Origin of the sequence: Kitasatospora sp. NPDC092286, assembly GCF_044755565.1 — a bacterium.
Classification (GTDB): domain Bacteria; phylum Actinomycetota; class Actinomycetes; order Streptomycetales; family Streptomycetaceae; genus Kitasatospora.
Map to the genome: position 1 here is coordinate 21993 of NZ_JBIVRD010000060.1, position 12273 is coordinate 34265.

The 12273-nt window shown below is 69.5% G+C and carries 18 protein-coding genes; 17 read left to right on the forward strand and 1 reads right to left on the reverse strand.

What is annotated here, in order from left to right:
- The first annotated feature begins 230 nt into the window (after positions 1-230).
- From ACIQIB_RS36640 to ACIQIB_RS36705, 14 genes are all read left to right on the forward strand, one after another.
- The gene (locus ACIQIB_RS36640) at positions 231-425 is read left to right on the forward strand and encodes a hypothetical protein (RefSeq protein ID WP_400763406.1); all 195 of its coding nucleotides are present in this window, start codon (positions 231-233) and stop codon (positions 423-425) included.
- A 1239-nt stretch (positions 426-1664) separates the two neighbouring features.
- Positions 1665-2033 (forward strand): hypothetical protein, encoded by a 369-nt coding sequence (locus ACIQIB_RS36645; protein ID WP_400763408.1) that lies wholly within the window; start codon positions 1665-1667, stop codon positions 2031-2033.
- Positions 2034-2871: 838 nt separating this feature from the next.
- Complete coding sequence (locus ACIQIB_RS36650; protein ID WP_400763411.1) at positions 2872-3273, forward strand: hypothetical protein; 402 nt, start codon at positions 2872-2874, stop codon at positions 3271-3273.
- Between the two features lie 2 nt (positions 3274-3275).
- Positions 3276-3521 (forward strand): hypothetical protein, encoded by a 246-nt coding sequence (locus ACIQIB_RS36655; protein ID WP_400763413.1) that lies wholly within the window; start codon positions 3276-3278, stop codon positions 3519-3521.
- Positions 3522-3615: 94 nt separating this feature from the next.
- Positions 3616-3960, forward strand: coding sequence for a hypothetical protein (locus ACIQIB_RS36660; protein ID WP_400763416.1), 345 nt, complete (start codon positions 3616-3618; stop codon positions 3958-3960).
- Between the two features lie 2 nt (positions 3961-3962).
- A complete protein-coding gene (locus ACIQIB_RS36665) occupies positions 3963-4307 on the forward strand; it encodes a hypothetical protein (RefSeq protein ID WP_400763417.1) in 345 nt (114 codons plus the stop codon).
- A 29-nt stretch (positions 4308-4336) separates the two neighbouring features.
- Complete coding sequence (locus ACIQIB_RS36670; protein ID WP_400763419.1) at positions 4337-4702, forward strand: hypothetical protein; 366 nt, start codon at positions 4337-4339, stop codon at positions 4700-4702.
- A complete protein-coding gene (locus tag ACIQIB_RS36675) occupies positions 4699-4860 on the forward strand; it encodes a hypothetical protein (RefSeq protein WP_400763422.1) in 162 nt (53 codons plus the stop codon). Before ACIQIB_RS36670 ends, ACIQIB_RS36675 begins: the two co-directional genes overlap by 4 nt.
- A complete protein-coding gene (locus ACIQIB_RS36680) occupies positions 4857-5210 on the forward strand; it encodes a hypothetical protein (protein ID WP_400763424.1) in 354 nt (117 codons plus the stop codon). Before ACIQIB_RS36675 ends, ACIQIB_RS36680 begins: the two co-directional genes overlap by 4 nt.
- The gene (locus ACIQIB_RS36685) at positions 5210-5719 is read left to right on the forward strand and encodes a hypothetical protein (protein WP_400763426.1); all 510 of its coding nucleotides are present in this window, start codon (positions 5210-5212) and stop codon (positions 5717-5719) included. The genes ACIQIB_RS36680 and ACIQIB_RS36685 overlap by 1 nt, the downstream gene beginning before the upstream one ends.
- On the forward strand, positions 5716-6330 hold the full coding sequence (locus ACIQIB_RS36690) for a hypothetical protein (RefSeq protein WP_400763429.1): 615 nt from the start codon (positions 5716-5718) through the stop codon (positions 6328-6330). The genes ACIQIB_RS36685 and ACIQIB_RS36690 overlap by 4 nt, the downstream gene beginning before the upstream one ends.
- Positions 6331-6877: 547 nt before the next feature.
- Positions 6878-7957, forward strand: coding sequence for a tyrosine-type recombinase/integrase (locus tag ACIQIB_RS36695; RefSeq protein WP_400763431.1), 1080 nt, complete (start codon positions 6878-6880; stop codon positions 7955-7957).
- Complete coding sequence (locus tag ACIQIB_RS36700; protein WP_400763433.1) at positions 7954-8280, forward strand: helix-turn-helix domain-containing protein; 327 nt, start codon at positions 7954-7956, stop codon at positions 8278-8280. Before ACIQIB_RS36695 ends, ACIQIB_RS36700 begins: the two co-directional genes overlap by 4 nt.
- Complete coding sequence (locus ACIQIB_RS36705) at positions 8280-10022, forward strand: hypothetical protein (RefSeq protein WP_400763435.1); 1743 nt, start codon at positions 8280-8282, stop codon at positions 10020-10022. Before ACIQIB_RS36700 ends, ACIQIB_RS36705 begins: the two co-directional genes overlap by 1 nt.
- Here the strand turns inward: ACIQIB_RS36705 and ACIQIB_RS36710 are convergent.
- Positions 9986-11062, reverse strand: coding sequence for a hypothetical protein (locus tag ACIQIB_RS36710; RefSeq protein ID WP_400763438.1), 1077 nt, complete (start codon positions 11060-11062; stop codon positions 9986-9988). The two genes, ACIQIB_RS36705 and ACIQIB_RS36710, sit on opposite strands and share 37 nt — an antisense overlap.
- 208 nt (positions 11063-11270) lie before the next feature.
- Between ACIQIB_RS36710 and ACIQIB_RS36715 the strand changes: the two genes are divergently transcribed.
- The 3 genes from ACIQIB_RS36715 to ACIQIB_RS36725 all read left to right on the forward strand — a co-directional run bounded on the left by ACIQIB_RS36715 (position 11271) and on the right by ACIQIB_RS36725 (position 12226).
- A complete protein-coding gene (locus tag ACIQIB_RS36715; protein WP_400763440.1) occupies positions 11271-11600 on the forward strand; it encodes a hypothetical protein in 330 nt (109 codons plus the stop codon).
- Positions 11600-11851 (forward strand): hypothetical protein, encoded by a 252-nt coding sequence (locus tag ACIQIB_RS36720; protein WP_400763443.1) that lies wholly within the window; start codon positions 11600-11602, stop codon positions 11849-11851. Before ACIQIB_RS36715 ends, ACIQIB_RS36720 begins: the two co-directional genes overlap by 1 nt.
- Before the next feature lie 171 nt (positions 11852-12022).
- Entirely contained in the window at positions 12023-12226 is a 204-nt protein-coding gene (locus tag ACIQIB_RS36725) for a hypothetical protein (protein WP_400763445.1), read from the forward strand.
- The last annotated feature ends 47 nt before the right edge of the window (positions 12227-12273 follow it).

A 12273-nucleotide genomic window follows, 5' to 3' on the forward strand; every position in this document is an offset into this window, starting at 1 on the left:
CCGAAGCCCCGAGCAAGACACCGACGGGACCCGTCAATGCGTCAGCCGGGGCGCGCAGCGGCCTCCAACCAGACCCCTGACAGCCTCCCGCGAGCGCGCCCTGACGACGGCTCTGGCCATCGACACGGAGGAACAGGGCGCCTCCCTCTACGTCATGCGGGGGAGGCCAATCGCGGTGGAGGTCCTGTCCGGATTCCCGAGCAGAATCCGATCTTCAAGGACCAGAAGTGATGAAGCTCAAGAGCACGGAGATCTTCGACGCCACGATCCAGATGTACGCAGACCTCCAGGAGATCGTCGGACTCACCTCGCGCGCACGCGCGAAGTTCCCGTACGAGACGGTGCCTCAGCAGCTCACGGCGTTCATCGGCTCACCGAGAGTCGCGTTCGCGCGGCCGTCCATGACAGGCGACGCCCCGGGGTAGGCGCGCGTATGGCGGGTCTTCTTGACGCCCCGGTCCCAGTCTCTGGCCGTGCGCTCGTTCACGCCGACTTGCCGGGCTGCGACCGGGCGGGCGACATCGCCGGGCCGGAGCCGCTCGTACTCGTCCCGTCCGGAGTGCTGGCGGGGCGGACCCGCCGACTTTCGTCCGGCCTACCGGGCCCAGCAGCCCCCGCACGTAGTCCCGCATCCGCCGCCGGGGCTTCACCCGAGTGAAGCCGGCCACGATCAGCGGGGCGGCGGTCGGTGAGGAGGTCGGGTAGGGGCCGTGCCAGCCGGCGCTGGTCTGCCCCTGTGGGCAGGTGACCTCCTTTCGGTCGAAGTCGATGCGGAAGTCGTCGCGGGCGAAGCCCTCCTTCTGGCGGTGCTGGCGGGTGGGGTTGCCCGCCCGCGCAGGTCGGACTCGGTCCACAGGTGATGCCTTGCGAGTACCGCGTTTTGCCGACCGGCTACGACGAGTCCTCAAACATCGACAAGGACTGCTTCGAGATCCGTGTCTGCCAGCGCGGCTCAGATCCGGAGACGGGTGAGGGCCGCTGGGCAATACTCGACCACGTCGGGCACCGCTTGAACACCGACGGCACCTGGGCGCGAGAGCCGCTGCCGTTGTCCAGCAACAGCGGATGGCTCTCGCGTTTGCCGGTTTCCCCTGGAGGAGGGGCCCTGCACCTGGCCGAGAAGGCCGTCGACGGCCGACCGTACGTTCACCCCGTGGGAGGAGCGCTTCGCGGCCCGCGCTGGTGAGAGGCGTGGGGTGGGGCTTCCCCTCGGCATCGCGCCCTGCGGGCGCTGGCCTCGGAACAGGGGTCGGCGTAGCCGACCCGGGGACAGGAGGTGACGGGACAGCGTCGGCCCCCCGCGCCGGTCCGCCTTCCGTCCCGGTCCCCCGATCCTGCACGGCATCGCATCCACACCCGGCCAGGAGATCCGTCATGCGCACACGCCTGACCGTGACCATCGCTGCAGGAGTCTTCGCGTTGCTCTCCTTCGCTGGCTGCGCCGACTCCGAGGTTCAGGCCCCCGGAGCTCCCGACCGGGATGGCGGCCGCACGAGGCGCAGCACTGCGAGGAGGACGACCCGTTGGTCTCCTCCAGCGAAAGAGCTGTCCACGGGCGCACGTGAAGCTCGACGTCACGCTCGCGCTGATCATCCGCCACTGGCTGCTCATTGACGCCGACGCTGCCGCCACCGTGGTGCGCCGGGAACACCGAGAGGATCAGCATGGACAAGCACTTGCGGCACTTGCGGACTGGGTTGGACCGGGTCGAGGACGAGATTGGCCGCACGATCGCGGACCTGAGCGAAGCGGTCGAGACGCTGGCACTGGAGTACACCGCGCACGGTGAAGTGCTGCTGAGCGAGATCCACAAGGTGCGGGTGTCGCTCAGCGTGCTGGACGAGCAGGGCGCCATGCTCGCCCGCGCGGCCGAGTTGCGCGAGCTGGCCGATCGGCTCGTGTTTGCGGCGCACCACAGACCGCCGATGGAGTCGGACGTCGTTCGGGTCGAGCGGTTCGTGTGGACGCAGTCGTCCGTGGGTGCGGAGCTGGAGACAACGATGGAACTGCTCCAGAGGGAGACCGGCGAATGAGCGCGATCCACGAGATGGCTGAGTAGTTCTGGTACATCCTCGGTCGCGTCACGTGGTCGCCAAGCATCTGGCAGCAAAGCACCGGAAGCCGCGGGCGCGGAAGCGGCAGAGTCGGATCGAAGTAGCTGAGCGTATCGCGGACCAGGCCCTCGTGTTCGTGGGCCGAGCCCGAACAGAGGGCTGCGCGAACACGGTGACCCCGCTCCTGATTGAGGAGATCGCCCAGAGCCTCGGCTGCAGAGGCGAGAGGCACTTCACGTTCTCCACGGCGAAGCGGGCCGGCGTCCGCTCGGCGCGCGAGCGCGGCTTGGAAGAGCCGCTGGTGCTCGACTAGCCGTCGAGTCGCGAACTCTGGGGTGTAGGTGGCCACGCTGATTGACCGGCTCGTGCGGTCGGTCGGCGCGGCTGTGCACTGTGCGCAGCCAGTTTGGGGGTCGCGATCGCCGAGCAGCTCAAGGAGCTGAGGTCGGCGGAGTCGGCGGATGACGTGCTCCGCATCCTCTCGGACGAGCGCAACCCGAACGCCCCAGACTGGGACGGTCGCGCCGGTGACGCGTTCTTCGCTGGCGGTAGCGGCGACATGGCGTAGGGCGCGCTGGACGACGCCGGCTGGTCGGTGGTGTGGAGCAGGGCGGACTACCACTGGTGCACGAAGGCCCCTGACGGCTCGATGGTCACCTACGTCAAGGGCGACATCTACCGGGGCAACAAGTAATCCAGGAGCTAGGTCTCCGGGCGTAGCAGCAAGAAATGCAGAAGCGAAAGGGAGTTGCGCCGGGCGCGACTCCCTTTCGCATATCCGGACGCTATTTCGTGTTCATCTTTCGGAGGAATCCTCATGGCGAAGAGGCTGAGCGACGCCCACATCCAGATCCTGGGCGCCGCAGCAAACGGTTGGCTGTACAGCTCGCGGTCGTGGGACGGGTGGAGCTTCTCGATCAGCACTATGGTCCCGAACGAGAACGGCAAGCTCATCTCGAAGGGCACCCGATCGATCCCGCGTGTGGCGACCGTCCTCAAGCTCCAGAGGGACGGGCTGCTCGCCCTGCCGGAGAAGGGGGGCGTCACGCCCCGGCTCACGAAGGAGGGGCGGGCCGCCCTGGACGCGGACGAGCGCACCGTCGAGGTTGTGGCCGGCAGGACGCTTCAGGTCGTGCTCAAGAATCCGCCGGTCGAGCCGAACGCGCCTATCGACCTCAGTGAGTACGACAAGCCGATCCCAAAGACAGGTGGCCGGTAACCGTGCCGAAGGGCAACTACACGGTCGAGCGTGAGACGCGAGGCGGGACGGTTCGCTGGGTCCACGTGCGCGGCGACATCAACGACTTCAACCAGAACGCGGCGGACCGCATGTGCAACACGGAGGCCAGGAAATGGGCAGCCGAGCTCGGGATGACCGCCGGCAGTTGGGTCTCCGGCGGCGGTGAATACGGCCCCAAGTTCCGGCACTCCCTTTGCTTCACCTTCAAGCCAAAGTCCGACAGCTGACCGATGACGAGAGCGCGCGGGGACTGCACCACAACCCGCGCGCTGTCACCACCTGTCAGCCATTCCAATTCAGCAATTCAGGAGGGGAATTCACGTGCCGTACGTCAAGAACGAGAGCCTGCCGATCCTGCCGTGGGACGGCAAGAAGCCGGGTGAGATCGAGCCCGGTACCGCGGTGCGGGTCACGCCGTACTACAAGGTCCCGTCCGGCCGTTCGAGCCTGACGACGGTCCACACCGACTTCACCGTGGCGGCCATCGTGGACCGGCCGTTCGGTGACGACGCCGTGTTCGTGAAGTGGCACGGCGACGTGCTCAGCGGCTCGCCGTGGCTGGTGCTCGGCGACGAGTGGTTCAAGCCCAACGAGCTGCACGACTTCTGCTGCCAGTGTCCGCGCTGCAAGGGCGAGGAGATCTGGGTCGAGGCGGAGGAGCGCTGATCATGGCCGAGCGCACGGGCGACATGCGGAAGCTGCGGGAGCTGATCGAGGAGGTGCGACCGGGCTGGCGGGTCGAGGTCACCAACCACGACTACATCAAGGACAGTCGGCAGACCACGGTGACGCACCTGTTGGACGACGTGTACGGCAGCGGCCGGCCGGGCTACATCGCGCGGATCGACGGCCCGGCGGTGAAGAGCCAGGGGCGCAGCTTCACGACGTCGTACTTCACGTGGCCGCAGGACGGTGACGACTTCGAGGTACAGGGGCTGACGCTGCGCAGGTACAGGCAGAGCTATGGGTCGCGCGTCTGCGCGCTGACGCTGAAGTTCGAGGAGGCGAAGTGAGCGGGCGCCTGTACGTGGAACGGACGTGGTTGGTCGTGCTATCGGCCTACAACTCGCGGGCGTCTTGGGGCGGAGCGTGGTTCGAGTACGAGTGCCGGGGTTGGTCGGAGGAGGACGCGATCAACCGGCTGCCGTGTACGCACTTCGCGCCGGATGAGGTGCGAGTGCGGGCGACGGGTGGTGAGTGCCGGCACGCGCAGCCGTGCTTCGCGAACCACGACCCGAAGCCGTACTTCCCGGAGTGGTCGATTGCGTCGCAGGAGGTGCAGACGCGGATGCGCTGGGAGCGGTTGAGCACCCCGGAGTACGGGGCCGGGTGGAAGAAGTGGCAGCGGCCGTGGGGGTCGACGCTCGTCGGCTCGGGCTGGAACGGCAAGAAGGACTGGAGCCGATGACGGACGAGGAGTACCGCGCGTACGAGCTGCGCAAGGTGGCGGGTTCGACGGATGTGCGGCTGAAGGTCTGGGGCGAGAACGGCGAGATGCGGTGGCTGTCGTTGACGCCGGAGCTGTTCGCGAAGGTGTCGGCGGTGCTGACGGAGGAGTCGGCGTGACCTGGGTCATGGCCGAGCCGGGCGTCATGGACGACGACGGCACACACGGGGACGAGCAGCGCGGCCCGGCCTGCTCGGTGCGATTTACCAACCCGGATCTCCCGGGTGCGGTGGTCACGGTCTACGCCTACGCCCACACACCAGAGCGCGAGAACACGGTGACCGAGTACGCCACCGGCTGGAACCCCGAGGACCCGGACAGCCAGCCGGAGTGGACACGGCAGGCCTACGACTCGCTCGACACCCGCCCGTTCAACAGGAACGTGGACGCGGCGACCGCAGCGGCCCGCACCTGGATTCGATCCCTCGACCCCGAGCGGGACTTCCGCTGGGACGGAAAGGAGTTCTGATGAGTGACTGGTTCGACCCCGAGGCCGGGGTGGTGCTCATGCATCCGTGCGACCTCAAGACCGGAATGCGGCTGGCCAGTCGGCGCATCGACGAGAACGACCGACAGGTGACAGTTCTCACGCCGCTCTGGACGGCGAAGCACGACTCGGGGCGCACCTCGGACGGGGAGTTCCACTCGTGGCGCTCGTTCAGCCCCGACAGCGGGGTGCGAGTGTGGGCGCACCCGGAGATCCGGCCGGAGTTCATGCCGCCGCACGAGGGCACCTGGATCACCAACATCCCCTCGTCGAGGTATTCGACGGAATACACCGACGGCGCGCGCACGCTGCGCACCGAGGTGCTCGGCGGGCGCACGTACACCCTGCACCGCAAGGCCGACCGGAGCTGGGGACGCGCGTCGTGGGTCATCCGCGAGGAGCACGGCGAGAGGTGGTTCGGGCCGTCGCGCGATAGTCACGACCTGGCGGAGGAGCAGTTCGATGCGATCATGGCGGGGAAGGCGTGGTGAGCGCGGCCGACAACGACGTGCTGGCCACCAGCGCGGACGGTGCCTTCCGGGTACGGGTGGTGCCCGACTCCGACCCGCCGAACCCGCGCACGCATTTCGACCAGCTCGTGCACGTGATCGCCACCGATCGGCGGGGTCGCTACATCAAGGTCGACGACGACGCCGGCCCCCTGGCCGACGCCTTTGACCGACTGCGAGGGGGCCTCAACCACGTCTTCATCCGGTGGGCGCGGATCTTTCCCGGGGCGGTGGTGGTCGAGTCGCAGCCGGCCGACGGCTGGGGCCCGAACGGCGCGGGCGGCCTCGTCTTCGACTCCTACACCGAGGCCGACGCCGGGGAGGATGCGGTGAACTACCCGCCGGGTGTCGAGGGGCTCATCCCGCAGGCCGACGGGTCGTTCAGCAAGGCGAAGAAGCTGCTGCTCGACGGCTCACCGATCTACCTACCGGTCAAGGCGCCAGGCACTCACCAGGTGATTACACCGTTCACGCACTCCCTCAAAGGCTGCCGGGTCGACTTCGACGACCTTGCCGAGGTGCCCGCCGGCTCCGCCGGCCACTTCGCTTCCAGCCGGCACAACGCCTTACGGACCGCCACGGGGTGGATCTGAGACGCGGCCGCCTACCGACTTCGAGACGGCGAGGCGTTCACCTCTCACAGCGGGTCCGCCAACGACGAGAGGCGTATCCAGCCGCCCCTCGCCAACCTGGTGCCCGCGCACCGCATGAACGACGAGCCGGTCGCCGCTGGCGGCGACCGGCTCGACCACGACGCCACGGACGGAGGTCCGTACCTCGTGCGGTGGGAGATCGACAGCGATGAAGAAGCCTGGCCGGCCCAGGCCGCCCTGAACGCCTGGCGGGCGAAATTCCGCCGGGGCTACGAGAGCCCTCCGCCGACGACGCCTGCGTCTTCACCGTCATCGACGGGTCCGCCGGTCGGAGCGTCCAGATCGACCTCAGCGACGAACGGCACACCAACCTCTTGTGCGACATCCCGTGAGTTCTCCTGAGCCCCGCTGAGTCGTCGAGGCCATGGCCAGGGGCTTCGTCCTCCTTCGAGTGCTCTGCCCGCCCGTGACGTAACTTCGGGATTCCCGAAGCGTTCTCAGCTCGTACGACCGATCTGCGGTCCGGTCGAAGGCGAGGAGGCGCGGGTTGACGGCGCTAGCGGTGGTGCGGGACCTACGCGAGTACCGCGAGCCGGTCTCGGCGGAGGAGCTGGAGCGGTTCGAGACCGACGTGCTGGCCGGCTTCGTGCTAGCGAGGGCCTCGGCGGGGCTGACGGACGGCACGATCCGCGGGGACGTCGGGCACCTGGAGCAGGTGCGGACCTGGTTCGGCCGCCCGCTGTGGGACATGGAGCCAGCCGACGCGGACGCCTACTTCGGGCGGGTGCTGCGGGGCTCGCCCAGCGGCACCCGCCTGGCCCGCTCGCAGGCGCTGAGCACGTACTTCCTGTTCCTGGAGCTGCGACACAAGGTCGAGATCCACCGGATGACCGGGCGGGTCGCGGAGTGCCCGATCGACGAGATGAACCGCCCGCGCGGCTCCAAGGACGCCCAGCTGCGGATCCCGCCGACCGCTTCGGAGGTCGACCGGCTGTTCACCGGCTGGGGCGGGGAGTTGGCGACCTGCCGCAAGTTCGCCCCGACTGCTCGGAACTACACCGCAGCCAAGCTGATGTCCCAGGTCGGCCTGCGGGTGAGCGAGGCATGCGGCCTCGACCTCACCGACATCAAGTGGCACCTGGGCCGGTTCGGCAAGCTCCACGTCCGCCTCGGCAAGGGGGCCCGTGGCTCGGGGCCGCGCGAGCGGATGGTGCCGCTGATCAACGGGGCAGACCGAACGCTGCGGTGGTTCATCGAGGACGTCTGGGGCCAGTTCGATGACGACCACACCCGGCCCGGCGCCCCGCTGTTCCCGTCCGAGCGCAGATGCGCCGACGGATCCTCGCGCCGGGTCGGCGACGACGCCCTGCGGAACGGTCTGGCCGCGGCCGTCGGGGCTCATCTTCCGGGCTGGAGCGAGAAGTTGACGCCACACGTCCTGCGGCATTTCTGTGCGTCCGAGCTCTACTCGGGCGGTCTGGACCTGGTCGCAATTCAGGAGGTTTTGGGACATTCCTGGATCGCCACGACGATGCGATACGTCCACGTCCAGCAGACCCGGGTGGAAGACGCCTGGCTCGCCGGGCAGCAACGGGCCGCGAAGCGGCTGGAAGGACTGATGGGATGAAGTGGAACCTGCGGCTGACCGCCGCGAACAAGGGCATCTGGAAGGCGTCCGAGCTGCAGCGGAGCCTGGCCGAGCACGGGCTGGTCATCTCGGCCGGGAAGATGTCCGGCCTGTGGTCCGGCCAGCCGGTCTCCCTCAAGCTGGAGGACCTGGACGTCATCTGCGTCGTGCTCGGCTGCGAGATCGGTGACCTCCTGCTGCCCGAACCGGAGAAGGTCTCCCGTCCCGGGCAGCAGGAGACCGGGCAAGTCGCTGTCGCCGCGGCGGCGGGGTCGGCGTTGGTGCCCCGTCGCCGGGACGGGCGCTCGATCCCCCCGATGTGATGGCCTACGTTCTGCCGGCGGGCAGGTGCAAACCGCCGACCAGTTGCCCGGACTGCTTCGGCTGGGGCGTGCTGCCCGGCCGCGCGTGCAGTGCGTGCCAGAGCTTCCGCCGCACCGAGGAGCCCGCCGAGTGCGGCGGCTGCCACCGGGTGGTGCGGCTGAAGAAGGGCTACTGCCGTCTGTGCTGGCATCAGGCGAGCCAGGACGCCAAAGGCGAAGTCACCGTGCTGCAGCCCTACTTGGAGCAGGTGCGGCACCACCAGCTGTTCCTGATCAACCTCCACCGGCCACGGTGTCCGGGCCCGCCGCGCGGCAAGCGCCGGGGACGGCCGCGGCTTCCCGACCCGGCCCCGGCACGTCCGCGGGCCTGCGGCTGGGTCCAACCGGCGCTGTTCGAGGCCCGCCGCGACTTCACCCGCTTCGACCGCCGGGAACACGCACGGCTCGACAACCCCTGGCTGGCCTGGGCCCGGCATGCCGCCCAACGCCTCGGCGAGGCCCACGGCTGGCCCCGAGGCGTCCGCCTGGACGTCGACCGGGCCCTGGTCATCGTGCTGTCCGGCCACACCGGCGGCGACATCGTCCGGTACTCCGAGATGTTCCCCGCGCTGCGGTCCCGTGGACTCAGCGTCGAACGCACCGCGGAAGTGCTCGACCACATCGGCGTCTTCCTCGACGACCGGCCGTCCTCCTTCGACCGCTGGCTGGAGTCCAAGCTCGACGGCCTCGCGGCCGGCATCCGGCGGGACGTCCAGGACTGGGCCCGGCTCCTGCACGACGGTGGCCCGCGGTCCCAGCCCCGGGACGTGACAACCGTCTGGGGCTACCTCAACCGGCTCCGGCCGGTGCTGCTGGAATGGTCGAACCGCTATGACCACCTGCGCGAGGTCACCCGCGACGACGTCCTCGCCCACCTGGCCACCGTCCACGGCTCGCAGCGCAAGCACGCCCTGGTCGCCCTGCGCTCGCTGTTCACCCGGGCCAAGAAGAACGGCACGATCTTCAAGAACCCGACCAGCCGCATCCGTGTTGGCCAACAGGAGAATGGCGTCATCCAGCCCCTCGGATCCGAGGATGTTCGGTCCTCCGTCGCCGCGGTGACACGCCCGGCCGACCGGCTGATCCTCGCCCTCGCGGCCGTCCACGCCGCCCGGCCCGGTGCGATCCGCCGCCTCCAGCTCGACGACCTTGACATCGGCGACCGCCGACTCGTCATCGCTGGCCGTGTCCGGCCCCTGGACGAACTCACCCTGCAGGCCGCCCTCGGCTGGCTGGAGCACCGGCGACAGCGCTGGCCCGACACCGCCAACCCGCACCTGCTGATCAACAAGCAGACCGCGCTGGAAACCGGCCCCATCAGCGGCGTCTCAGTCTCCGCCGCGCTTCGCGGCCAGACCGCCACCCTGGAACGGCTCCGCGTCGACCGCCAACTCGAAGAAGCCCTCGTCCGCGGCCCGGACCCGCTCCACCTTGCGGAGGTCTTCGGCCTGGCGGAGAAGACCGCCATCCGCTACGCGGACTCCGCCAAGGCCCTCCTGGCCCAGACCGCGGAGACCGGCCCGTGTCTTGACCGCCAACCCACGGGTCCACACCCCAGAATCAGGGCAGTCGACCCGTGGGTTCGCGTTGAAGAACCTTCAGTTTCCGCGAACTCGCGGGGGTCTCGGGGTGCCGTTAACGACCATGTCATGAGCCCCAAACGAGCTCACGGCCTCTCAGTGGCTGTGATCCGGGTGGCGTAGGCCCGGTACGCCTTGCGTTCGGCCGCCCCTGCCGTGTCGGCTGCGAGGGCGGCGCTCTGCTGCAGCGCGGCCCGGTGAAGTTCGAGCGGTGCGGTGATCCGAAGCGAGTGGCCTTGACCCCGGCGGATGGTCCGGCCGGACGCGAGCGCCTGGCGGACGGCTTCGTCACCGGCGGCGCGCAGGTGGTCGGCGAGCAGACCGGGCAGGTCGAGCGCCACCGCCGGGTTCGGCGCCGATACGGGCCGCTGGTCGCCGGGGTCGGCCGGGGCTGCGTCGAGATGCTCGGGCAGTTCGCGGGCGCCGGCGGCGTCCAGGACGCGGCGGATGGTCTTCGGGGCGACCTGGTGCTGCCGGGCGAGGGCCTTGACCGCGGCGCCTTCGCCGTATGCCTCGACGACCTCGGCCAGCTCGCCCGGACCGCGGACATCTCCCGCGACACCGTGTACGACGACCTGCGCGCCCGGGGGATCGACCCGAAGGACAAGGCGGCCACCGGCCGGCCCCTGCCGCGCTTCGCGCCGCTGCGCGCGGAGGCCATGCGCGAGCTCGCCGACCTGGCCGACGCCGCCGTCGGCCCGGCAATGCTCACCGTGGCACCCGATCAGCTCGCGCTGACCGCCTGGGCGATGACCGGCGCCCTGGGCAGGATCGCCGAGCTGCTGGACGACCCCGAGAACCGTCCGTGGCACCGCGACGTGCTGGCCCAGGACCTGGCCGAGCGGCTGCGTACGGCGCTCGGCCACGCGCACGCCGTCGAGGCGGCCGGGCAGACGGACCGCCAGCTGGCCAGCCGCACCCACAACCACATCCTGAGCGTCATCGAGGACGAGACCGTGGCCGGCGCCGCCGCACTCACCCTCGTCCTGCCGCCCGACGGGGACCAGGTCACCGTGCACATCGAGCACGCCCACGGCGACCGACCGCAGGGGTGGACCGTGCTCCGCTCCGACAGCCCGCTGCTGGACCCGGAGCTGGACGGCGCGGAGCACCTGGCGATCCAGGCCGCGCTGGCGACCCTGGCCGAGACCCTGGGCCGACACCTGCTGTCCGACGAGGAGAAGGACCAGAAGTCGGTGCCGCCGGTGCGGATCTGCGGCGCCCTCTACCCCCCGGTACTGCACGCTGCCGCCCGGCCACCAGCACCGTGTCCACCAGACCGCCAACGGCGCCCAGTGGCCCGTCGAGCCCACGCCGTAACCACCCGCTCGCTGCTCCGTTCCTCTCACACACCCCGTCAAGGAGACCGGAATGACGTACGACGACTTCGAGGACCGTTACGAGGCCGAGGCCCAGAACCGGCGCCGGCAGGCCGCCGACCTGGAGTACATCGCCACCTACTACGCGCTGGAGCGCCGCCTGGGCATCCGCGTCGCACTCGGCGGCCGGGTCCGCAGCGAAGGCCGCGCGGGCACCATCGTGGACACCGTCGGCCACCGGCTGCGGGTGCTGTTCGACGGGGAGGAGGCGCCGCGCATCCGCCACACCACCTCGGGCATGGAGTACGAGACGGTCGCTGGGTGGATCGCGGCCACGCCCGTTTCCGACCCCTGCGTCGGCGTTCCGGTCGGGGCGGCGTGATGTCGGTGCTCACCCTGGCGGCCCTCAAGGATTCCATCGCGGGGAACCTCGCCCCGACGGGCGTCACCGGTATCACCTTCGCCGAGCCCGGTGAGATCACCGATGCCCGCAACCGGATCCGAGGGCGGGAAGACGCCTACATGCATGTGAGCGACGGTACATATCGCGGTTGCCTGTGCGGCTACACCGTGCAGCGCCTCGGGCCCCCCGGGACGCTCGAGTGCCCCGTCTGCGTGCTTCTCGACGCCTGAACGACACAGGGCAGGCCTGGTTCGACGAGCAGCGGCGATCCGAGTGCCGCGACAACAGCGGGGAGACTGGCGAGCGTATCCGCGTCTACGTTCCGGCAGGCACCGTCGTCGACTCCTTCCCCATCGACGCCGGCGACCGGGGATGAACCTCCTGAAAGGAACAGGCCCCGCATGGCCGAGCCCTCGATCCCCGAATCGGTCGACGCCTACGAACCCGACGACCCGAAGGGTCCGCTCTGGCTGAATCGCCTACAGCTGCTGGTAGTCGAACAGGCGACGGCACCCCATAAAATAGCCACCCCCTCGGCGACGAAGGCCCCGGAGAATCCTTGGGTTCAAGGGGTCGTCGCAACACCACTTGGTTTTAGGTGGTGAGTAGATCACGTAGACGCTCGGCTGGGGTATTCCAGCCGAGCGTCTTG